This window comes from Arthrobacter sp. 147(2020) (assembly GCF_013116715.1).
Classification (GTDB): domain Bacteria; phylum Actinomycetota; class Actinomycetes; order Actinomycetales; family Micrococcaceae; genus Arthrobacter_D.
Map to the genome: position 1 here is coordinate 52,982 of NZ_JABFOM010000001.1, position 22,903 is coordinate 75,884.

Annotated in this window: 17 protein-coding genes, 1 tRNA gene and 1 other RNA gene; 10 read left to right on the forward strand and 9 right to left on the reverse strand. The window is 64.9% G+C overall.

What is annotated here, in order from left to right; translation table 11 throughout:
• Positions 1-200: 200 nt before the first annotated feature.
• Positions 201-4,094, forward strand: coding sequence for a S8 family serine peptidase (locus HMI58_RS00240; protein ID WP_171617760.1), 3,894 nt, complete (start codon positions 201-203; stop codon positions 4,092-4,094).
• Between the two features lie 107 nt (positions 4,095-4,201).
• On the opposite strand, the gene rraA is transcribed toward HMI58_RS00240, so the two are convergent.
• Both rraA and HMI58_RS00250 read right to left on the reverse strand, forming a co-directional pair.
• Entirely contained in the window at positions 4,202-4,678 is a 477-nt protein-coding gene (gene rraA, locus HMI58_RS00245; RefSeq protein ID WP_171617761.1) for a ribonuclease E activity regulator RraA, read from the reverse strand.
• 34 nt (positions 4,679-4,712) lie between these two features.
• Positions 4,713-6,206 carry a helix-turn-helix domain-containing protein gene (locus HMI58_RS00250; protein WP_171617984.1) on the reverse strand — a complete coding sequence of 498 codons (1,494 nt, stop codon included), beginning with the start codon at positions 6,204-6,206 and terminating at the stop codon, positions 4,713-4,715.
• Between the two features lie 142 nt (positions 6,207-6,348).
• Here HMI58_RS00250 and aceA point away from each other — a divergent pair, with 142 nt between their 5' ends.
• The 3 genes from aceA (at position 6,349) to HMI58_RS00265 (ending at position 10,175) form a co-directional block, all read left to right on the forward strand.
• The gene (aceA, locus tag HMI58_RS00255) at positions 6,349-7,665 is read left to right on the forward strand and encodes an isocitrate lyase (protein ID WP_171586207.1); all 1,317 of its coding nucleotides are present in this window, start codon (positions 6,349-6,351) and stop codon (positions 7,663-7,665) included.
• A gap of 109 nt (positions 7,666-7,774) precedes the next feature.
• Positions 7,775-9,394 (forward strand): malate synthase A, encoded by a 1,620-nt coding sequence (gene aceB, locus HMI58_RS00260; RefSeq protein WP_171586208.1) that lies wholly within the window; start codon positions 7,775-7,777, stop codon positions 9,392-9,394.
• 64 nt (positions 9,395-9,458) lie between these two features.
• Positions 9,459-10,175: a DsbA family oxidoreductase gene (locus HMI58_RS00265; RefSeq protein ID WP_171617762.1), complete on the forward strand. Its 717-nt coding sequence runs from the start codon at positions 9,459-9,461 to the stop codon at positions 10,173-10,175.
• Here HMI58_RS00265 and HMI58_RS00270 read toward each other — a convergent pair.
• The 5 genes from HMI58_RS00270 to HMI58_RS00290 form a co-directional block, all read right to left on the reverse strand.
• Positions 10,172-10,879 (reverse strand): LytR C-terminal domain-containing protein, encoded by a 708-nt coding sequence (locus tag HMI58_RS00270; RefSeq protein WP_171586210.1) that lies wholly within the window; start codon positions 10,877-10,879, stop codon positions 10,172-10,174. The two genes, HMI58_RS00265 and HMI58_RS00270, sit on opposite strands and share 4 nt — an antisense overlap.
• Positions 10,872-11,171 carry a type II toxin-antitoxin system VapB family antitoxin gene (locus tag HMI58_RS00275; RefSeq protein WP_171586211.1) on the reverse strand — a complete coding sequence of 100 codons (300 nt, stop codon included), beginning with the start codon at positions 11,169-11,171 and terminating at the stop codon, positions 10,872-10,874. Before HMI58_RS00275 ends, HMI58_RS00270 begins: the two co-directional genes overlap by 8 nt.
• An 85-nt stretch (positions 11,172-11,256) precedes the next feature.
• The gene (locus HMI58_RS00280) at positions 11,257-12,366 is read right to left on the reverse strand and encodes a multicopper oxidase domain-containing protein (protein WP_318779093.1); all 1,110 of its coding nucleotides are present in this window, start codon (positions 12,364-12,366) and stop codon (positions 11,257-11,259) included.
• Positions 12,363-13,808 carry a multicopper oxidase domain-containing protein gene (locus HMI58_RS00285; RefSeq protein ID WP_171617763.1) on the reverse strand — a complete coding sequence of 482 codons (1,446 nt, stop codon included), beginning with the start codon at positions 13,806-13,808 and terminating at the stop codon, positions 12,363-12,365. Before HMI58_RS00285 ends, HMI58_RS00280 begins: the two co-directional genes overlap by 4 nt.
• Positions 13,801-14,466, reverse strand: a complete 666-nt coding sequence (locus HMI58_RS00290) for a hypothetical protein (protein WP_225667805.1) — start codon at positions 14,464-14,466, stop codon at positions 13,801-13,803. The genes HMI58_RS00285 and HMI58_RS00290 overlap by 8 nt, the downstream gene beginning before the upstream one ends.
• A gap of 99 nt (positions 14,467-14,565) precedes the next feature.
• Between HMI58_RS00290 and HMI58_RS00295 the strand changes: the two genes are divergently transcribed.
• Entirely contained in the window at positions 14,566-15,459 is an 894-nt protein-coding gene (locus HMI58_RS00295) for a hypothetical protein (protein ID WP_171617764.1), read from the forward strand.
• Here HMI58_RS00295 and HMI58_RS00300 read toward each other — a convergent pair.
• Positions 15,456-15,956, reverse strand: a complete 501-nt coding sequence (locus HMI58_RS00300; RefSeq protein ID WP_171617765.1) for a glutathione peroxidase — start codon at positions 15,954-15,956, stop codon at positions 15,456-15,458. The genes HMI58_RS00295 and HMI58_RS00300 overlap by 4 nt on opposite strands.
• 74 nt (positions 15,957-16,030) lie before the next feature.
• Here HMI58_RS00300 and HMI58_RS00305 point away from each other — a divergent pair, with 74 nt between their 5' ends.
• Positions 16,031-16,990 (forward strand): oxygenase MpaB family protein, encoded by a 960-nt coding sequence (locus HMI58_RS00305; RefSeq protein ID WP_171617766.1) that lies wholly within the window; start codon positions 16,031-16,033, stop codon positions 16,988-16,990.
• Positions 16,991-17,143: 153 nt separating this feature from the next.
• On the opposite strand, the gene HMI58_RS00310 is transcribed toward HMI58_RS00305, so the two are convergent.
• Positions 17,144-17,228, reverse strand: a tRNA-Ser gene (locus HMI58_RS00310).
• Positions 17,229-17,352: 124 nt separating this feature from the next.
• Here HMI58_RS00310 and HMI58_RS00315 point away from each other — a divergent pair.
• The 4 genes from HMI58_RS00315 (at position 17,353) to HMI58_RS00330 (ending at position 22,870) form a co-directional block, all read left to right on the forward strand.
• Complete coding sequence (locus HMI58_RS00315) at positions 17,353-18,840, forward strand: glycosyltransferase family 39 protein (RefSeq protein ID WP_171617767.1); 1,488 nt, start codon at positions 17,353-17,355, stop codon at positions 18,838-18,840.
• Between the two features lie 47 nt (positions 18,841-18,887).
• Positions 18,888-18,983: signal recognition particle sRNA small type (ffs, locus tag HMI58_RS00320), an RNA gene on the forward strand.
• A 24-nt stretch (positions 18,984-19,007) separates the two neighbouring features.
• Entirely contained in the window at positions 19,008-19,901 is an 894-nt protein-coding gene (gene gluQRS / locus HMI58_RS00325; protein WP_171617768.1) for a tRNA glutamyl-Q(34) synthetase GluQRS, read from the forward strand.
• Between the two features lie 44 nt (positions 19,902-19,945).
• A complete protein-coding gene (locus tag HMI58_RS00330; protein WP_171617769.1) occupies positions 19,946-22,870 on the forward strand; it encodes a DNA polymerase III subunit gamma and tau in 2,925 nt (974 codons plus the stop codon).
• Positions 22,871-22,903: the final 33 nt, after the last annotated feature.

Consider the following 22,903-nt stretch of genomic DNA (forward strand, 5'->3'; position numbering starts at 1 on the left):
GACTTGTGACCCACTACACAGAAAAGTGGTGTGGGTGGAGGGGGCCGGGTGTCCGGCATCCACAGTTCAACTACTGCTGACGCAACTTGTTCACACCAGGAATGTCACTCACATCTGTCACGGCCGTGTCAGCAGTACTTGCGGGGAGCTAATCAAAGGTCTCAGCGGGTGGCCATGACTGAGCCTCACTAAGGAGAAGTATGAGCAAGTCATACCACCGGAATACAGGAAAGGCTGTGTTGGCTTCGCTAACCGGCCTAGTCCTGGCTTCCAGCATGTGGGCGCCTGCTTCGGCACTGGAATCACCATCATCGGGTGAGGCCACAGCCGAAGGAATCGAGCTCCAGGCAGTACCCGACCTCAAGGTCAGCAGGGACCTGGCGGAGCGGACGGGACCGACAGCGGCCTATGTCCAGTTCGCTGGAAAAGGCGCCTTCGAACAGACGCAGCCTGCAGAGGTGCGCAACGGCATCCAGTCCCCGGTTGATCGGACCAGCGATGTGCTGAACATCAGGGCTGGCATCCAGGCTCAGGCAGATGAGGTAGCAGCCGAGGCGTCAGCCTCCCAGCTCTACACCACCACCAACACCATCCCGGGTGTTGCCATCCAGGGTGACGCCGAGGCAATCAAGGCACTTGCTGCCCGCCCCGACGTTGTGAAAATCACCGGTATCGTGCCGAAGACCACCACCAACAAGGGTGCGGACATCGACACGCGCGCACTTGATGCGTGGACGGCACGCGACCAGACCGGCGACGGCATTACCATCGCCGTCCTCGACACCGGACTCGACTACACCCACTCCGGCTTCGGCGGACCGGGAACCATCGAGGCCTTCGAGCAGGCACAGGCGGACCTGGTTCCTGATCCCGCTCTCTTCGACGCTGCCAAGTACGTGGGCGGCTACGACCTGGTGGGCGACGACTACAACGCCGATGACCCCAACAATGACATTCCTCAGCCGGACCTCAACCCCCTCGACTGCCAGAGCCACGGCTCCCACGTTGCTGGCACCTCTTCCGGCTACGGTGTGAACGACGACGGAACCACCTTCGACGGCGACTACGGCACCCTCGACGCCGACGCCGTCAACGCCATGCGGATCGGCCCCGGCTCGGCTCCCGAATCCCAGCTGGTCGCACTCCGCGTCTTCGGCTGCACGGGCTCCAGCTCAGTCGTCGGATCAGCTCTCGACTTCGTGCTCGACCCCAACGGCGACGGCAACTTCGATGACCGCGCACAGGTTGTCAACATGTCGCTCGGCGCAGCATTCCCCGCCTATGACGATCCTGAAAACGACATCGTCAACGCACTGACCGCCCAGGGCGTCCTGTCGGTCGTTTCCTCCGGCAACAGCGGCGATGTCTACGACATCGGCGGCTCCCCCGGCAGCTCCGAGTCAGCCCTGACCGTCGCTGCAAGCGTCGGCTCGCAGATCACCTTGGACCGGGCCGACGTGCTCGCTCCGGACGACGTCGTCGGGCAGGCCGCTGGCCAGTACAGCGTCAACTTCGACTACTCCACCGCTTCCGAGGAAGAGCTCACCGGCACAGTCGTCAAGGCTGACCCCGCCAATGCGTTCGGTTGCGATCCCTTCGCCCCGGGCACCTTTGACGGTGAATGGGTCTGGCTGCAGTGGGAAGAGGACGGCGCGTTCCCTTGTGGATCAACCGTTCGCTTCAACAACGTGGAAGCCGCAGGCGGAGCAGGCATCGTCCTCGACTCGCCTCGTTCGGTCTTCGACGCAGGCATCGGCGGCAACGCCACCATCCCAGGCGTTCAGTTCAACGCCGAGTTCTCCGAGCAGCTCGAACCAGCAGCAGAAGCCGGCACCCTTGAGGTCCGCCTCGCTTCCGAGTACCAGGCAACTGCCGGTGGCAGCTCCGACGCACTCGACACGCTGGCAGCCTTCTCCTCACGCGGCCTCCACGGCTCCAACGGAGTCGTCAAGCCCGACGTAGCAGCTCCCGGCGTATCCACTGGCTCGGTCCAGGTGGGTACGGGAACCGGTGCATCGGTCAAGAGCGGCACCTCGATGGCAGCCCCGCACGTGGCTGGCATCGCAGCACTGCTCTTCGCGGAAACCAACTTCAACCCGTACGAGATCAAGTCGATGATCATGAACACGGCCATCGCCGACCTGGTGACAGCCGATGGCGTCGAGTACGCCCCGAACCGCGTGGGTTCCGGACGTGTCGACGCTGTATTGGCACTCGACACCCCGGTCCTCGCCTACGCAACAGAACAGCCGTCACTGACTTCGGTGAACTTCGGTGTTTTGGAACTGGGCAGCGAAGCCATGACCATGACCAAGCAGATCACCGTCGAGAACAAGTCGGATGACGTGATTCGCTACAGCGCTTCCTACCTGGAAGCGTCCACGATGCCAGGCGCCGAGATCACTGTGACCCCACAGGTGCTCGCCCCGGGCACGCTCACCAACGCCTTCGATGTTCCAGCCAACGGCACGGCGACCGTCGACGTCACGCTGACCATCGATGATCCTGCCGCGCTGGCAAAGACGATCGACCCCGCCGCTGAGGAAACCCAGCTCGGTGTCGCCCGTCAGTACCTGGCCGACGTTTCGGGCCGCGTGCAGTTCGCGAGTGAAGTGAACACCCTGCGTGTTCCCGTCTACTCGGCACCGAAGCCCACCTCGGAGATCTCTGCTGGATCGCAGATCCTGTTCGAGAACGCTTCAACCCTTGAGAGCCTGATCACTCTCGAAGGACGCGGACTGCTGCAGGGTGGCGAGGATTCCCTCTACGCCTCACTGGTGACCCCGCTGGTTCTTGGCGCCGAAAGCCCCCGGGCCGAGGAGCGTCCGCTGGAGTCCCTGTACTCCCTCGACCTGCGCTCCGTCGGTGCTGCATCAACGGTTCCGGCCGTTGTAGCAGCCGGTGGCGAGGCAGAAGATGGTTACCTGAACCTCGGTATCAGCACCTGGCAGAACTGGGCCCAGCTGGCCGGCAACAGCCAGGTAGCAGTTGAACTGGATCTCGACGGCGACACCGAAGCTGACATGGTGGTCCTCACCCTGCGCATCGACGACCTGGACATGATCCTGTTCGAGGTGGCACCGGTTCTCGAAGATGGTTCACTGGGCCAGGGCGACAGCCTGTACTTCGCCAACGGCGTTGACGGCAGTGTGGACACCAACACCTTCGACACCAACGTCGTCACCCTGCCGGTTCCGGTAGCTGACCTGGGCCTGGACCTGAGCGCTTCCGCTCCGATCCAGTACCGCGTCTCCACCGCCAGCCCGTTCAACGTGGACGAGGATGGCAACACCGCCGGACCGGTCGATGAGACCGAGTGGATTGACTTCAACGTCACCGAGCCCGAGCTGTGGTTCACTGGCGTCACCCCCGACACGGTGTACATTGCCGCCGAGGGTGCAGCCATTGGCGCCGTCCGTCAGGAAGGCGTCACCGATGCCCGCGCGCTGTTCATTCACCACCAGAACGCGACGGGGCTGAAGGATGAAATCCTCGACATGCAGGTTGACCAGCTCCGGTTCCCGGACGTTGCGGGCAACGAGCATGAGGAAGCCATCAACTGGCTCGCCGACCGGGGTCTGACCGACGGTTACACGGATGGCACCTACCGTCCGCTCGCGTCGATCAACCGCGATGCCATGGCGGCGTTCCTCTACCGCCTGGCCGGTGAGCCTGCTTACGCAGAGCCCACCACCTCCCCGTTCACTGACATCACCCCTGAAACCCAGTTCTACAAGGAGATGGCGTGGATGGCCGAGACCGGTCTGTCGACGGGCTACAGTGACGGCACCTTCCGTCCGTTGGCTCCCGTCAACCGTGACGCGATGGCCGCGTTCATGAACCGCTTCGCTGGCGAGTACTGCAGCATCGCGGACGCAGCCGACTACAGCGCACCTCAGGTTGCACCGTTCCCGGATGTTCCAGTGAACGACCAGTTCCACCGGGAGATCTCCTGGATGGCTGAAAACGGAATCACGACCGGGTTCAACGATGGCGAGTACAAGCGCCTTCAGCCGGTTGCCCGTGACGCCATGGCACGCTTCATCATGCGTCTCGATCGCTACACCGAGGACAACGGCGGCTGCAACCCGTAACCACGGTTCGCAAACGCTAGACACCAAAAAGTGGTGGCCACCCGGAAACGGGTGGCCACCACTTTTTTGTCTTCAGGCCGCACGCAGCGCCAGCGGCCGGCGGTGCGCTACGGCGCCGGTTCCTGGACGAGGATACCGTCCTCATCGGCGTAGACGGTGGCGCCCGGGGTGAAAACGACTCCGCCGATGGTGACTGGCACATCCACGTCCCCCGCCCCCTCCTTGGTGCTTTTGCGGGGGTTGCTACCAAGCGCCTTGATCCCGAGGGGGAGGTTCGCCAACACCGCCCGGTCCCTGATGGCACCGTTGATGATCACCCCGTGCCACCCGTTCTCCAGCGCAATCTTGGCGATCATGTCGCCCATCAGCGCACGCTCCAGTGAGCCACCGCCATCGACGACGAGGACGTCACCCGTACCGGGGGTCGAGAGGACGGCCTTGAGCACCACGTTGTCGTGATGACACTTCACGGTCCTGACCCTCCCACTGAAGGCCCTCGTCAGGCCCAGGTCCTGAAACTGGATGGGGACGGATTGAACTGACTCTCCAAACTCGTCGTACAGGTCTGCGGTAGCGGTTTCCATTGTGCCTCCTGAGCTAGATGGGGATAGTGCCTTCTCAGCCCGAGTGGGCCTCGAGAAATGTGTAGACCTCGGTTTCGTCGACGCCGGGGAACGCCCCGGGCGGCATTGCAGCCAACAGATGCGAATGTGCACGGGCGCTGGGCCACGCGTGGCCCGCCCAGTTCTCTGCCAACGACGACGGCGGCCGCCGACAGCACGACTCGTCGGGGCAAAAGGACTTCTCCCGTATGGGGGTGTCCCTGCCCCTAAACCACTTCACATGCGCGTAAGGCACCCCGATGCTCAGCGAGAACTCGCCGGCCGCTGACCGCTCGGTGCGCGCCGTGCACCAGTAGGTGCCGCTTGGGGTGTCGGTGTACTGGTTATAGGCACGGAACTTGTCGGCCACCTCGAACACCACCCGTGAGGTCCACCGTTTACAGGACGGTTGGCCCTCGATGGCCCCGGTGTGATCCTGGGGGAAGGTGACGCCGTCGTTCTCGTACGCCTTGTAGATGATCCCGCTCTCATGGGTCTTCTGAAAATGGGTGGGAATGCCCAGATGCTCGGTGGCCAGGTTGGTGAACCGGTGCGCGGCGGTCTCGTAGGACACCGCGAAGGCGTCGCGGATGTCCTCGACGGCGATCTCCTTGGCCGCCTTGGACCGCTGCAGGAACTCCACGGCTGGCTTCTCCGGGAGCAGCAGGGCCGCAGCGAAGTAGTTGGTCGCGACCCGCTGCCGCAGAAATTCGCGATAGTTTTCGGGTGTCTGATGATCCAGCACGTAGTGGCCCAGGGCCTGCAACAGGACGGAGCGCGGGTCATGATCGGTCCGCTGCGACTGGGTCAGGTAAATCCGGCGGTTCTTCAGATCGGTGACTGACCGGGTGGAGTGCGGTAGGTCCCCCACGTGGTGCAGGGTGAACCCCAGGTGGGCGGCGATGTCAGCGATCAGGTGCTGCGACATGGGTCCGGTGGTGTGCCCGACCGAATCGAGGACCTTCTGCGCTTCAGCCTCGAGCTCGGGAAAGTAGTTGTTCTGCTGGCGCATTTCCCGCCTCAACTCGGCGTTGGCCCGCCTGGCCTCCTCCGGGGTGGCGACTTGCTCGTTCAGGCGCCGCTCCAGTTCGCCCTGGAGGCCCACCAGTGATTCGAGCACCTCCATGGGCAGCCGGGACGAGATGCGCACCTTCGGCAACCCCAAGGACCCGTACAACGGCCCCCGCTGGGCCCTCTCCAACTCGATCTCCAGGGCGGCCCGGCGGGTCGGCGGTTCAGCACCGAGCAGCTGGTCGATCCCCACGCCGAGGGCAGCAGCCAGCCCCTGCAACATGCCCAGCTTGGGCTCCCGTTTGCCGTTCTCGATCAGCGACAACTGGGAGGCCACCGTCCCGACCAGCGCCCCAAGGTCATCGAGGGTCATGCCCTTGGCTTTGCGGAGGTGGCGGATCCGGCGCCCGAGACTGATCACGTCCAGCTCCGCGGGCGCTGCCGACGATCCCGCGCCGGACGGGTCCGGTCCGGGGCGGTTCCAGGTGGAAGTGGGCATTATCTTCGTCATTTGTTGAGGTTACGCCAAGAATCGCATTTCTTGCCAGGAGTTTTCTCTAGAAAGCCCCTTGAAATGCGAGAAAGGTTGGTTTTACGAAGCCCAAGACACTAGCGGCACCGGGAATTCAAAGGAGAATGCAATGACACAGGACCAGAGCACACCATCCGCCACCGAGGGATCGACGGAGCGGGAACTGGAACTCGAATGGGCAGCCAACCCGCGCTGGGAGTCAGTCCGTCGGGATTACTCGGCGGCCGACGTCGTCCGCCTCCGCGGCCGTGTCCAGGAAGAGCACACGCTGGCCCGGCGCGGCGCCGAGAAGCTCTGGACTCAGCTCACGGACCAGGCGCGCACTGGTGAGTACACTCACTCGCTGGGCGCCCTCACCGGCAACCAGGCGGTGCAGCAGGTCAAGGCGGGCCTCAAAGCCATCTACCTGTCCGGGTGGCAGGTAGCGGCGGATGCCAACAACTCCGGTCACACCTACCCGGATCAGTCCCTCTACCCTGCCAACTCAGTCCCAACTGTGGTGCGACGCATCAACAACGCACTGCTCCGCGCCGACCAAATCGACTTTGCTGAGGGCGTCCAGACGGTGGAGGACTACCTGGTTCCCATCATCGCTGACGCTGAAGCCGGTTTCGGTGGCCCGCTGAACGCCTACGAGCTGATGAAGTCGATGATCCAGGCCGGCGCCGCGGGCGTCCACTGGGAGGATCAGCTGGCCTCCGAGAAGAAGTGCGGGCACCTCGGCGGGAAGGTGCTCATTCCGACGCAGCAGCACGTCCGCACCCTCAACGCTGCCCGGCTGGCCGCCGACGTCGCCGGGACACCGTCCGTGGTGGTGGCCCGCACCGATGCGGAAGCCGCGACCCTGATCACCTCGGACGTGGACGAACGTGACCAGCCGTTCATCACCGGTGAGCGCACCCCTGAGGGTTTCTACAAGGTCCGCAATGGCCTTGAGGCCTGCATCGCCCGTGGCCGGGCCTACGCACCCTATGCGGACCTGCTGTGGATGGAGACCGGCACCCCGGACCTCGACCTGGCGCGAAAGTTCGCTGAGGGCATCAAATCGGAACACCCCGACCAGATGCTGGCGTACAACTGCTCGCCGTCGTTCAACTGGAAGAAGCACCTCGACGATTCGACGATCGCCAAGTTCCAGCGGGAGCTCGGCGCGATGGGCTTCACCTTCCAGTTCATCACCCTGGCGGGCTTCCACGCCCTGAACTACTCGATGTTCGATCTCGCCGAAGGCTACGCCCGCAATGGCATGAGCGCTTACGTCGAACTGCAGGAGCGGGAATTCGCTGCCGAGTCCCGCGGGTACACCGCCACGAAACACCAGCGTGAAGTGGGAACCGGCTACTTCGACCAGGTGGCCACCGCCCTCAACCCGACCGGCAGCACCCTTGCCCTGGCCGGCTCCACCGAGGCACAGCAGTTCCACTAACCGTTTGACCCCACCCTTGACCGGGTCAACAGAAATAGCCACCTTCCACCCGGAAGCCCGCCAGTTCTGTTGGCCCGGTCATCGGCCCCACTTTTCCAGGAGGCACACCATGAACGAACTGATCACCCTCAACGGCGTTACCTTGACGGCGCCGGCCGTGCGCCGCCAGGACGAAATCCTCACCCCCGAGGCCCTTGAGTTCCTGCGCCGGCTGCACCAGGCGACCGCCAGTCGGCGGCAGGAGCTGCTGCAGCTGCGGCAACAGTCCCGCGCCCGGATCTCCAACGGCATGGACCCGCGCTTCCTGCCGGAGACCAAACACATCAGGGACGACGACGGCTGGAAAGTAGCGCCGATCGCCCCCGGCCTGGAGGACCGCCGGGTGGAAATCACGGGGCCGGTGGACCGCAAGATGACCATCAACGCCCTGAACTCGGGCGCCAGGGTGTGGCTCGCCGACATGGAGGACTCGTCCACCCCCAGCTGGTCCAACGTCATCAACGGGCAGCTCAACCTGCGTGACGCGCTGGCCGGACGGATCGACTTCACGTCCCCGGAGGGCAAGGAGTACCGGCTGGGCGCCGACCGGCCCACCATCGTCGTCCGCCCCCGCGGCTGGCACCTGCCCGAAAAGCACCTCCTGATCAATAACACGCCGATCGCTGGCGGGCTGGTGGACTTCGGCCTGTACTTCTTCCACAACGCGCGCACCCTGATCAGCCAGGGGCGGGGACCGTACTTCTACCTGCCGAAGATCGAGAACCATCTGGAGGCGCGGCTGTGGAACGACATCTTCGTTCAGGCCCAGCAACTCCTGGGACTCCCCCAGGGCACCATCCGCGCGACGGTCCTGATCGAAACCATCACCGCGGCGTTCGAGATGGAGGAGATCCTCTACGAGCTGCGAGAACATGCCGCGGGCCTGAACGCCGGCCGCTGGGACTACATCTTCTCGGTAATCAAGAACTTCAGGACCAGGGGACCGCGTTTTGTCCTGCCGGACCGGTCAATGGTGACCATGACCGCCCCGTTTATGCGGTCCTACACCGAGCAGCTGGTCCGGATCTGCCACCGCCGGGGTGCCCACGCGATCGGCGGCATGGCAGCGAACATTCCGAACCGGCGCGACGAGGCCGCCAACGCCGTAGCGCTGGAGAAGGTGCGGGCAGACAAGACCCGGGAGGCCAACGACGGGTTCGACGGCTCCTGGGTGGCGCACCCTGACCTGGTTCCGGTGGCCATGGAGGTGTTCGACGCCGTTCTCGGCGACCAGCCGAACCAGCTGACGAAGCTGCGCGACGACGTCGTACCCGATGACAAGGCGCTGCTGCACATCGCCGGAACCCCGGGGGTCATCACCGAAGCCGGGATCCGCGAGAACCTGGCGGTGGGGGTCCGTTACATCGAGTCGTGGCTGCGCGGCAACGGGGCGGCGGCCATCAATTCCCTGATGGAGGACGCGGCGACGGCCGAGATCTCCCGGTCGCAGATCTGGCAGTGGATCTACTCGGGTGCCGTCACCGACGAGGCCGAGTTGATCACCCACAGCTGGGTCGCTGAACTGCTGGAGGAGGAATTCGAAGCGGTGGAGCGCTTCGACGGTGACCGGTTCAATGACGCCCGGGCCATCTTCGAAGAGGTGGCGCTCGGCGAGGAGTTCCCCACTTTCCTCACTGTTCCGGCCTACGCCCGCTACCTGCACGAGAGCCAGGAGCTGGCTGCCGTCTAGCCGCCAGCCCACCGCGGGGGTGGTCCCGGGAATACCCCGGAGCCACCCCCGCGTTGTGCCGGATATGCAGATTGAAATTTGGTCAGACGTGAAGTGCCCGTGGTGTTTCGTTGGGAAACGCCGGTTCGAGAAAGCCCTTGAAGGGTTTGAGCACAAGGACAAGGTCACCGTGACCTGGAAGAGCTTCCAGCTGGACCCGAACCTCCCGGACCACTATGACGGTACCGAGCAGCAGTATCTTGCCGAGCGCAAGGGCATCCCCGAGGACCAGGTTCGCGCGATGTGGGACAGCCTGTCCGCGTCAGCAGCCGGTGAGGGGTTGGACTTCCGCTTCGAGGACGTGGTGGTGGGCAACAGCTTCACAGCACACCGGTTCCTGCACCTAGCCAAGTCCCAGGGCCTGGGGGATGAGGCGAAGGAAGCCATCCTGTCCGCCCACTTCGAGCAGGGCAAGGACACCTCCGACACCGAGTTCCTGGTGCAGCTGGGAGCCGGGATCGGCCTCGCCGAGCAGGACGTGCGTGACACCCTGGGCTCCGACCAGTTCGCCGACGACGTCCGGCACGACATCGCCGAGGCGCAGACCCTCGGCATCAGTGGCGTCCCGTTCTTCGTGATTGACCGGAAGTACGGGATCTCCGGCGCGCAGCCGACCGACCTGTTCGCCGAGGCACTCGACACCGCCTGGAAGGAAGCGAACCCGTTGACCCTGGTGAGCCCCTCCCGTTCAGGCGCGCCGTCGGCTGACGGCGAAGCGTGCGGACCGGACGGCTGCAGCTAGGGAGCCGCCGGGGTTGACGCTGGAGCGCCCGACGTGGCTTCCGCCTCGGCGGAAGCCGTCGTCGGGTCGGTGCAGACCAGACCGGCGGCTGTCGCGTCGAGTTCCTCCTCGGGAATGAGGGCCTCGTAGCCCGAGCCGACCACGACGTCGACTGTCGCATCGACCCGTTCGTCCTCGACGAAGACGGTCCCCGGGATCTGCCGTTGCACTGTGAACGCGTTCGCGTAGCCGTTAGGGCCCGCCACCACGATCGCCGTCATGCCCTCCCTGTTTACCGACCGGTTGCCGATCTCGCCGAGGACGAAGGCCCGCTCCCGCAGGCTCTCCCCGACCGTGCCAGCCAGCCCGGAAATGGTGGTGCTGTTGTACAGGTTCACGGTGACCGCCGAGGGCGACTGCACCTCGAACGGCCCGGCGGGGCACGTGTAGGTGGGTTCGGGATCCGGTTCCAGCGCGGCGATGCGGATATCGCCACGGTTGATGCCGATCGCCACGAACACTGCCGCTGCCACCAGTGCAACCAGGAGTACGAGCACCACACCGTGCCGGAGCCGCCGCATGTAGATGTGCGGGCGTTCGACGTCGCCGGTGTCGGCGAACACATTGTCCAGGTCGTTCTCGGTGACAATCCGGTGGCCGTGCCACTCGATCGGGTTCTTCTTGGACTTCTTGGTCACATGCCGGTGCGGGGGCTGGTCAGTCATCGATCACCAGGACGCGGGCGTGCAGGATGGTCCGCTGATGCAGCGCGGTCCGTACCGCGCGGTGGAGACCGTCCTCCAGATAGAGGGTCTCGTTCCACTGGACCACGTGCGGGAAGAGATCACCGAAAAAGGTGGAATCCTCGGCCAACAGCGCCTCGAGGTCAAGGGTGGTCTTGGTGGTCACCAGCTCATCCAGGCGCACCTGGCGGGGGGCGACGCCGGCCCAGTCCTTGGGGGTCACGTAACCATGGTCAGGGTAGGGACGTCCTGCGCTTACAGCTTTGAAGATCACCAATACAGACTAGAGAAGATCACCGGGCAATGGAACACGGGCCGGACCACACGGGGTTTAGTGGCCAAAAGGTTACGCCGGGCGGTCAGCCAGCGATGATCGGTACAGTCCGCGCCGCGAGGATCTTACCGGTGATCCAATCTTCCCATTCGACCCTGAGCTGGTACCGGCCGGCCGTCGGGGGCCGCAGAATCACGTCGTAACGTTCAGCTGCTCCGAAACACAGCACACTGGTAAAGAGTGGATTCCCTGAGGCCCCACTGGGAAGAGATGGGGCTCCGGGCACCGATGTGTCTCTAAAGGGCCGTCCATCGTGCGCGATGATCTCGGCGATCTTCGCCGGTTTCCCCGCCGGATCAGTGAAGTACATCCGGTTGGGCAGATAGTTGGCATTGAGAATCCGCAGGAGGGTCGGCTTGCGAACGCCCGGTACTACATTGGCTGGAATGGAGGAGAGGCTCCAGGTCCGGCCATCGGTGTTGCCCCTCTTGGCCAGATTGCCTCCCAGCAGGTAAAAGTGCTTCGGCTCAAACCGGTTCAGGCCCGCATCTTCACCAGACAAGCCAGCGGCATGGTGCATTTTGTGCCAGCGAGGGTCAACTGAGTATGGAATGAGAATGCTCTCCGTCGCAATGTCGTACTCGGGCCCATCGACGAAGGGCCGCCGAGCGCCAAGGCTCACTGGATAGCTGGGGTGCATCACGGGGTCCACAACCAATGCGCCAAACATGCCCATCTGGGCGTGCAGAACGGTATTGACGTGGCAGTGATAGAAATAGGTGCCCGCCGCTCCGTAGTTCGGGTCACCGGGCCTACCTGGCTCGGCCTGCCATTGATAGGTGTAGGTTCCTCCGATTTCAAAGGAGGTGTGTCCCACCCCGTCGTTGCGGGGGTCAGGCTCCATGCCGTGCCAATGTATGGTGTGCGCCCCCTTGCTCGGGGTGAACTTGGCATGGAAGATTTCGCCTTCTTTGGGCCGGAGCGTCGGTCCCGGCAGGCTACGTCCAGAACTATTGGATTCGAAACTCCAGACAGTGAATATCTTTCCGTCACTGAATTTGAGATCCCGGGAAAAGAACTCCAGCGCCACCGACCGCTGTGGGATCTGGCGAAACTCCGTGACGGGATGGTCGAGATCCAGCTGTTCTGAGCTAAAATCCACTTGGCTGCGGAAGCGATGACTTGGGGTGCTCACAATGCCGCTCCTTTAATCGGGGCCTTAAGCGTCCAGTGTGCAACCAGCCCGCCGGGGTACAACCCGCCAGCAGCTGTCTGCGATGGTTCTGCGTGGCAGTGCATCGGATATTCCCAGTCTGTGGTTCGTGCGTCCCAGACGGGGTTGATGGCGTCCGGCGGCCGTTTGATCGGAATGATGCAGTCCTTACGGTCCATCGGCTCGAGTTCGACCACGTCCTCCCACTGCTGAATAACCACGTGCCCCTCGGGGTCCACAAAGCCGTTTCTGCGAGGCCAGTTATAGTTGTTGCGCCCCACAGTCCACAGGTGATTGCCGTGGAAGTGCATTTGATGGAACACGATGCCGGGGTTGACCATCCGGACGAGCTGCCCACCGCGCAGAGTGCCCAGCTCGGTGCCCTCGCCGAATTGCCGGACGTCCAGCTGCCGCGGATAACCCGAGATCAGCGTCTCTTCCTCGCTTGCCAAATTCAGCGCGTCGTCGGTGGTAATCCCCAAGGATTCGAAGCCACTGCGCCCGTTCAGGAGAAAGAACCGAGGCACTGCCTTGGTGACGCGAGGGTCAACGGTTCCCCCGGAGGCCTCAATCCCGGCCCAGACCGAGTCAACGTCATGACAGATCCAGAGCCATTGGCGTTCGAAGGATGCGAGGTCCTCCCCGATAGCCCACTGATGTTCCGGGTGGACAACCAGCAGCACTCCAAAGAGACCTAATACCCGTTCGACCGGGGCATTGGTCGGGTCAGCATAGATATACGTCCCCGGCGCCGGGGTATCCAATTCCAGCAGGGCGGTTCCACCTGGGTTGATTGAACCGGTACCAACGTCGCTTCGATCAGGGCCGGCTCCATGGAGGACGAACTGATGCGGTTTTGACAGACGATTATGGATACGAATCCGTATCCGGCCTCCCACCTCGGCGATGATGGTCCGCTGCGGGTAATAACTCGCCCAATAGTTCCGGCGAATGTAATACTGTCCAGGATTAGCAGGATCCGGACCGAAGGGCTGTGGCGTTCCGTGAGGCGGAAGTGGGGCTCCCAAAGGATAGCTCCGACTTTCCACGAGTCGTCCGTCAGCCGTGAACACCTTCGGCGTTACTGCAAGGCTGGGGCTGAAGTCGTTCAGATTAGAAGGACGGTCTCCAAATCCACGGTGGTACACCAATGACCTATCAACCATTCTCAGATAGCCTTCGTTGATATAAAGGTCGAGCACACCGGGGATCGGGCTGACGGCGAAGGGCTGAGCCGTCGCTACCCTGTTGACCTGCGTGGCTTTGGCGGGCTGGGAGTTTAGCAGTGCGATTGCGCCAAGACCTGCTGCTGCCCCGTATCGAAGGAAGTCCCAGCGACCAAGTTGGCCGGGAGCCGCCGCAAGCTCGGTGGACTTCTCCCCGCTAGCGAAGCCAGTTTCCCGGTTATCCTGATGATCAGACATGATCCACCGCCAACGAACCAGGCCGGTTGAGCACCGATGGCAGTTCAAGAGTCAGATGGGTTCCTCCGCCCCCCGAATCGGTGAAATCAGCGGTGAGTCCCGTCTCCCCGGACGGCACCAGAAAACTGATCCATAAAGAAGTCGCCGTTCCCGCCAGCAGCGGGCCGGTGACAGGTTCCGCGTCCCGGTTCGTCACGGTCGGCCCGTCCGCCCCGATCTGCAGCCGCAGTTGACCGGGCGCGAAGAGTAACGGCTGATCAGAGTCGTTGCGGACCTCTAATCGGAGGGCCAGGTGTTCCCCCCAGGTACTGTTGGGTGGCTGAACCGCGTTGCTGACCGCATCGTGACCACGGTGGGCGGGGCTGGGCAGTTCACCTGGACTGGCGCTGCCCTGACCGGGCTGTGGCAGGAACCTCATCTGCCGCTCAGCCTCAATCAGCCGGACGCTGCCGAAGGAAGTCTTGACTGCTGGCGGGCCAGCCGAACTACCGGCTGCCAGTAGAGAGCCGGCCGCCGCTGTGCCAGCCACGGCGACACCGACCAAGACCCCAAAAACCCGACGCGTTAGGCCGGTCCTGTCCTCGGATGTGATGCCTTCGTCAACCATTACGTCTGTTTCGACAATGGGTCGCTCAACGTCCCCCAATAATGTGGTCATTGGTGATGTCCGCTCACTCGGTGTGGATCGATCTGGGTAATGCGTGTCACCGAACGATTCTGGCTTCGACACCTTGTAAAAAACATGGAGAATTGACCTATGTTCGATAGAGATGCTCACCGACCCACCGGACTCCTGCTCGATGTTGACGGACCTGTCGCGAGCCCCGTGTCGCGGACCGTGCGGCCCGCCATCATCGACGATCTCCTGACCCTTGCCGCCGCCGGATGGCCGGTCATCTTCAACACTGGCCGCTCCGATACGTTCATCCGCAGCGAGGTCATGGCCCCCATGCTCGCGGCCGGCATCCCCGAGGGTGTGGTGTTCCACGCCATCTGTGAAAAGGGTGGCGTCTGGTTCAGCTTCGACCAGTCCGGGGCGGGGGAACTGCACGTGGATGAGACGCTTGCCCTGCCGCGGGAGTTCGGCGCAGGGATCCGCGACCTGGTGGCCGAGAAGTACTCGGGCCACATGTTCTTCGATGAGACCAAGTACGCGATGGTGTCCGTGGAACAGCACATCGAGGTGGACAACACCGACTATCTGGCGAAACAGGCCGGGTTCGACGCCGACGCGCTGGCCCTGATGCGCTCGTTCGGAATGGGTGTCTGCCGGCTGGCCCACCACGCCCCGGACAGCGACGATAACATCGACTTCCGGATCGACCCGACCATCATCTCCACCGACATCGAGTCCGTCCGGCTGGGGAAGGATCTCGGCGCCGAGCGTGCCCTAGGCCTGCTGGGCACCGCCATCCCGGCACGCTGGCGGACCGTCGGCGATTCGCGCACCGACTATGCGATGGCGGACTACCTCCACGAGCACGGCTACGACGTCGCTCACGTGGATGTCCGCCCGGCCGACGGCGTCCCGGAGAAGCCGTACCCAGTGCTCACCGAGGGGCAGTTGACCAACGACGACGCTGGCGCCGCTTTCCTCGCCGGCTGCGTGCAGTCCCTGCGGGCCGTCAGCGGCGAGCCAACCGGTCGTTAGGAAGTCTTGGCGAGGGTCTCTTCGATTGCCGCGACCACCTCGGCCGATTCGGGTTCCACTGTGGGAGCGAAGCGCGCCACCACCGAGCCCTGACCGTTCACCAGGAACTTCTCGAAGTTCCACTTCACCAGCCCGGGCAGCACACCGTTCTTGAACTTGGTCAGCTCCGAGTACAGGGGGTGCTGGTTCTTCCCGCGCACGTCGGCCTTTTTGGTCAGCGGGAACGTGACGTCGTAGGTGGTGGAGCAGAAAGCCTGAATGTCCTCGTCGGTGCCGGGCTCCTGGCTCATGAACTGGTTGCAGGGCACCCCGACCACCACAAATCCCTGGTCCCGGTACTTCTGGTACAGGTTCTCCAGGCCACCGTACTGCGGGGTGTAGCCGCACTTCGACGCAACGTTGACCACCATGACCGTCTTCCCCGAAAAGTCGCCGAACGACTTCTCGGTGCCGTCGTTCATGGTCAGAGGGATTGAGTGAAGATTAGTTGAAGGCATGGTTACTCCCGGTAGTCGTCTGCAAAGCATTCGTACAGTAACAGCCGGCGGATGGGCCTGGGCGATAATGAGGGGTGGCCTCACTGAAGAACACCTGGCTCAACCGTTCCCTCGACAGCTGGCGGACGCAGCTCCGCAAGACGTTCACCGGCAACTCCGAGGTGCCTCCGTCCTGGGCGGAGAAACTGGACGAGGGCGACGACGTCGGGTACTTTCCGCCGTCGTCGGCGGCCTGGGCGGTGCACGGTTCGATGACCCCGCTGGTCGGCGGGATCCGGGCCCTGCTACTGCAGGCCCTTCACCCGGGGGCCATGGCGGGAGTCCATGACTTCTCCCGGTACCGCGAGGACCCGCTCGGCCGGTTGGCGGGAACCATCCAGTGGATCTTCACCGTCACGTACGGGTCCGCGGAGGCAGCCAAGGGCGGCTCGGCCTGGGTGCAGCGCCTGCACCAGCGGGTTACCGGAACCTACATCGACAGCCAGGGGGCTACCCAGCCCTACTCCGCGGGTTCCCCCGATCTGCTGCGCTGGGTGCACCTTGCCTTCACCGATGCGTTCCTCGCCTCCCATCTGGCGTATGGTCCGCCGATCCCGGGCGGAGCCGACGGGTATGTGTCCGAGTGGGCCCAGGCGGGCCGGCTGATGGGTGTGACCGATCCTCCCACCTCGGCGGCGGAACTCGCCGCCCAGCTGGCAGCCTTCGATGACCAGCTGGTCTGCGGCCCGCAGGTCACCGAAGCCCTCCGCTACATCAAGCGACCGCCGTTGCCGATGTCGCAGCGGTTCGGGTACCAGGTGCTGTTTGCAGGCGCGGTGGCCACGCTTGAGCCCAGGCATCGGAAGCTGCTGGGCCTCCGTGTCCCCTCGCTGGGTCCCATTCCCCTCCCGGTACGCACCGCGACCCGGCTGGTGATGTTCGTTGTACGGCTAGGGCTCGGCCCCGAAGGTCCAAGCGAGGCCGCCGCCAAGCGCCGCCTGGACCGGCTGCGGGGCACCGCGGCCGAGGCGAATCCGCCCCAGCCAGGGGCGTGAGGCCGCGCTTTTTCCCACCGAACGCCCGCCATGAGTGGGATTGTCTAGACATGCCCACCGATCGCCGCCCACCGGTGGGAAACTCGATGGGTGAACAACAAAAAACACCCCCGGCCGAAGCTGGGGGTGTTTCTTTGGTGCAACTCACATGTGCGGAGGATGGGGGATTTGAACCCCCGAGGGCGTTAACCCAACACGCGTTCCAGGCGTGCGCCATAGGCCGCTAGGCGAATCCTCCTAGTTTGGAGCAGATACCAGAATACCCACTGGGGAACGATCTAACGAATCGCGGCCCTGTGACCCTGTCGAAAACCCCTCACTAGCCCTTGGCCCGGAGGGTGCAGGAGCCCCATACTCTGTGCATGGATGACACGCGTCCGGGCCGGCACCGGTTGGCGCTGGGGCCGGTCTGGTCAGCGGCGGCAGCCCTCGCCGTCGCCCTCACCCTCTTCAGTGCCCCCTACGGCTTTCACCGGGACGAACTCTATTTCCGGATGCTGGAGCCCGCCTGGGGATACGTGGACCAGCCGCCCCTGACCCCGCTGCTGGTGCAACTCTTCAGCTCGGTCGTGGCCGACGAACCCTGGGCTATCCGGATCCCTTCGACCGTGGCGGCGAGCGCCTCGGTGCTGGTGGTCGCTGGTATCACCAGAGAACTCGGCGGGAACCGCGCCGCTCAGACGCTGTCCGCCTGGGCCTACGCCTTCGCCGCCACCCCACTGCTGATGGGGCACGTGATGCTGACCTCGTCACTCGACCTGCTGGTCTGGCCGGCCGTGTGCCTGCTGGTGATCATGGCAGTCCTCCGGGACGAAAAACGCTGGTGGCTGCTCACCGGCGTCGTCGTCGGGCTCAGCATGTACAACAAGTTGCTAGTGGCCGGGTTGCTGGCCTCGCTGGTCGTCGGTCTGTTGCTGGTGGGGCCGCGCAGGGTGCTGGTCTCCCGCGCGGCAATCTCGGCCGCTGTGATCGCACTGGCGATTGGCGCACCCAACCTGATCTATCAGGCGGCGAACGGTTGGCCGCAGCTGGCCATGGGTGCCGCTCTGGCGGAGAACAACGCCGGAGAAGTGAGAATCCTTATGTGGCCATTCCTACTGCTGCTGCTCGGGCCGCCGCTGGTGCTGGTCTGGGTGGCCGGGGTGGTGGCGCTGGTCCGCCGCCCGCAGTGGCGGGCCGTCCGGTTCCTGGCAGCGGCCCTCCCCGTGCTCCTGGTGCTGACCTTTCTGGCCGGTTCGCAGGTCTACTACCCCTTCGGGCTGCTGGCGGTGTTGTTCGCCGCCGGATGTATTCCAGTGGTGGAGTACGTTGACCGGTCGGGTCGGAAACTGCGACCGGTCCTGGCGGGCGCCGTCGCACTAAATGCGGTGGTGTCGGCGGTGATCGCGCTCCCGCTCCTGCCCGTCCGGACGCTGGGGGCCAGCCCCATTCCGGCGCTCAACCAGCTCGCGGCCGATCAGGTGGGGTGGCCGGAGTACACGCAGCAGGTGGCCTCCGCCTATCTCTCCCTACCCGCCGGGGAGAGGGAAAGCGCCGTGATCATCACCAGCAATTATGGCGAGGCGGGCGCCGTGGCCCGGTACGGCGCGGACCTGGGCCTCCCCGGCCCCTACAGCGGCCACAACCAGCTGCACTTCGACCGGATACCGCCCGAAAGCGCCGACACGGCGGTGATCGTGGGCGGTCAGGTGGAGCGGGTGTCCGCCTACTTTGCCTCCTGCGAGCACGTGGGGACACTCGATCACGGGTTGGGCGTCGACTCCGAGGAACAGGGCCAGCCGCTCGCCCTCTGCCGCTCCCCGCTCGGTTCCTGGGCCGCCATCTGGCCTGTCTTCCACCACTATGACTGACGATCCCAGCGGTTCGAAACCGGTCCCGGGATTCCTGTAGACTATTTCCCGGCCCCTCATGTGGTGTCACCCTGTGAACTCCCCCAGGACCGGAAGGTAGCAAGGGTAAGCGGGCTCTGGCAGGTGCATGGGGGGTCTTCTCATTCCCTGACGCAGCAGGAGCACCGATGAACAGCCCTGGCGCCGGCCGCTTCGCCCCGAGCCCCTCCGGCGAACTGCATGTGGGAAACCTCCGCACCGCCATGCTGGCCTGGCTGTTTGCGCGCAGCACCTCCCGGGAGTTCCTGGTGAGGATCGAAGACCTGGACCGTTCCCGCGCCGGAGCCGAGGCCGCCCAGCTCGCCGAGCTTGCCGCCGTCGGGATCGACTGGGACCACGAACCTGCCCGCCAGAGCGACCGTCTCCCCCTCTACCAGGAGGCGATTGACTCGCTTCGGGAGGCCGGCCTGCTGTACGAGTGCTACTGCACCCGCCGCGACATTGCCGAGGCCGCCACCGCACCCCATTCCCTCCCCGGCTCTTACCCGGGCACCTGCCGTACCCTGTCGAAGGCGGACCGGGACCTGCCGCACGACCGACCGCCGGCGCTGCGGCTGCGATCAGGGGTCACCAGCTGGACGGTCGAGGATCAGCTGCACGGTGCGTACACCGGTCCGGTGGATGACCTCGTCATCGTTCGCAGCGACGGGGTGCCCGCCTACAACCTGGCGGTGGTCGTCGACGACGCCGCGCAGGGTGTCGACCAGGTGGTCCGCGGCGATGACCTGCTGAGTTCCACCCCGCGGCAGGCCTATCTGGCGGGTCTGCTGGGGTTGGCCCCACCCCGGTATGCCCACGTTCCGCTCGCCCTGAACCAGGACGGACAGCGCCTGGCCAAACGGGACGGTGCCGTCACCCTTGAATCACTCGCCGGGAAGGGTCTGGGCCCGGACCGGGTGAGGGACCTGATCCTTCGCTCGGCGGGCCTCCCTGAGGGTACGCTGGCAGGAGCGCTTGAGGCGTTTGATCCCGCAGGGTTGCCGCGGGAAGCCTGGGTGGTCCAACCCGGCGAGCTGTCCTGATTCCGCCACTGCACTACGTCACCACCAACCGATAGGGTTCTTCTGTGAGCACAGCCCTTTACCGCCGATACCGCCCGGAAGCCTTCGCGGATGTTATCGGCCAGGAGCACGTCACCGAGCCCCTCATGGCTGCCATCGAGAAGGGCCGGGTCAATCACGCCTACCTGTTCTCCGGCCCCCGCGGCTGCGGAAAGACCACCTCCGCCCGCATTCTCGCCCGCTGCCTGAACTGTGCGCAGGGCCCCACCCCCGTCCCGTGCGGTGTCTGCGACAGTTGCGTGGAGTTGGCCCGGGGCGGATCCGGCAGCCTCGATGTCATCGAGATTGATGCCGCCAGCCACGGTGGTGTCGACGACGCCAGGGATCTCCGCGAGCGTGCCACGTTCGCTCCCGTCCGTGACCGCTACAAAATCTTCATTATTGACGAGGCCCACATGGTCACCTCGGCGGGCTTCAACGCGCTCCTGAAGATCGTTGAGGAGCCGCCCGAGCACATCAAGTTCATCTTCGCCACCACCGAACCCGACAAGGTGATCGGCACCATCCGGTCCCGCACCCACCACTACCCGTTCCGGCTGGTGCCGCCCGAGCCGTTGATGGGATACCTGGATCTGCTCTGCACCCAGGAAGGAATCCCGGTTGCCCCAGGGGTCCTCTCGCTGGTGATTCGCGCTGGCGGCGGATCAGTGCGCGATTCCCTATCGGTCCTGGACCAGCTGATGGCCGGCGCCGGCCCCGATGGTCTCGACTATGAACTGGCCGTGTCCCTCCTCGGGTACACCCACGCTTCGCTGCTCGACGACGTCGTCGACGCCTTCGCAGCAGGAGACGCCGGCACCGTGTTCAGCGCCGTCGACCGGGTCATCCAGACCGGACACGACCCCCGCCGGTTCGTCGAGGACCTGCTGGAACGGTTCCGTGACCTGATCATCGTGAACGCGGTTCCAGACAGTGCCGCCGCGATCCTCCGCGGCACCCCGGATGACCAGCTGAACCGCATGCGGACCCAGGCCAACCAGATGGGACGCGGTGAACTGTCCCGCGCCGCTGACATCACCAACACGGCGCTGACTGAAATGACCGGCGCCACCTCGCCGCGCCTTCACCTTGAACTGCTCTGCGCGCGGATCCTGCTGCCAGCCGCCGATGAAACCGAACGGGGAACACTGGCCAGGGTGGACCGGATTGAGCGTCGCCTGCAGTACGCCGGGTCCGACGCCGTGCCCGCAGCGGCACCCGTCGCGCCGACAGCGCCCGCACAAACGCAGGGCGGTGGTACGGGTGATCAGGCTATTCCTGAGCGTGGCACCCCTGAGAAAGGTGTTCCTGCCCAGTCTGGATCTGGTCAGTTTGGTTCTGCTCAGCCTGGTTCTGCTCAGGGTGCCCCGGCGGCAGCTGCCCCGGATGCTGGCGCAGCACCCCAGGAGCGTATCGCGCCCCCCGCAGCGGACGCGGTCGACGCCGCCCCGGCCCAGAACACGGTGCGTCCGGTTCCGGACGACGCGGCGTGGCCCGACGAGTCCACCTTCAGGGAGTCCGCACCCGTTTCCGCAGTGTCAGCACCAGCTGGCCCGGCCACTCCCTCGCCGGAGACGTCGATGCCAGCCCAGGCGGAGCCTGCTCCCGCGCCCACCACCGCGGGTGCGCCTCAGGTGGAGATGATCAGGCGGGCCTGGCCCGAAATCATGGACGAGCTGGCCAGGATCAAACGCACCACCTGGCTCAACGTCAACCCCGACGCCAAGCCACGCACCATGAACGGCAACCAGCTGCTGCTTGCCTTCGCCACCCAGGGGAACGCCATCGCCTTCCAGCGCGGCCCCCACATGGATAACGTGAAGCAGGCCATCCACAAGATCCTGGCTCTCGACGTCACCATTGAAGTGGTGCACGACGGCGCGGCGGCAGCGGGTGAGCCAAACCCAAAAGTACCCACTAGTCGGCAGGCGCCGACGGAGCCGCACAGCAGCTCAACACCCGAAACGCGTCGCGTCGAGCCCGTCGCCGCGACCCCGCGACCCGCAGCGGTGTCCCCGGACACGCGTTCAACCGAGCCACCCTCGGTCACGGCTCCGCGGACCTCACCGGACACGTCCCCGGCGAACCCGGCGCCCGTCGCTGCGGCGACGGCACGACCCGGGACCAGCCCGGCGTGGCCAGCCCCCTCGGCCACGTCACCCGCTACCGTGACACCGGAAACTTCCGAGCCCGCCACGGTAGGCCAGGTCCCGTCAGCAGCAACACCTGCCACCCCGGCAGCTGTCTCCCCTGCACCCGTACCGGAAACCGTGCAGCCGACGCGGCGGCCGTCCGCAGCGTCGACGACGGCGGGGCACGCCCCCACCACCCGGTGGAACACGGGCCCCGCCGCTGCCGGGAACCAGTCCCCCGCCCGGAGTCCAGCCGCACACAAAGCACCGGGTCCACGCGACGGATCGGATGCGCGTGGAGGTACCCGGCCTGCCCGGACCGCTCCCCAGCCGGACGATTCGTGGGCCTCGGTGGAACCGCCCTCCGATGAGTACGACCTTGGGCCGGAAAGCACAGCCTGGCAGACACCAGAGCCGTCCGAAGCCGAGACCTGGGCGCCCGAATCGCCTCAGCCGGCACCTGCCAGACCGCCCGCCGCCGCGCCGCAGGACAGTGCACCTCCACGCCAAGCGGATCCGGGACAGCGCCCGGAAGTCACGCCGCCCGCGCAGCGGCCACCGTCCCCGTCGCCGGAGGCTGCACCGTCCGCAGCCAAACCGCTCAGCCGCTACCAGCGGCTGCTCGATGAAGCCGAGCGAAAACGGCAGGAAGAGGAAGCGGCAAATCCCCGAAAGGGCGCCGTAGACTTGACCTACATTGAGGACGAGCCCAGCGCCGACGATGTCACCATCGAAGAGTCTGGGTTGGTGGGCCGTTCGGCAATCGAACGCATCCTCAATGGCAGGCTGATTGAGGAACGCGGCGTCGACAGCCCCTAGCTCTCCTCCTCAGCAAACCAGCAACCAGAAGAA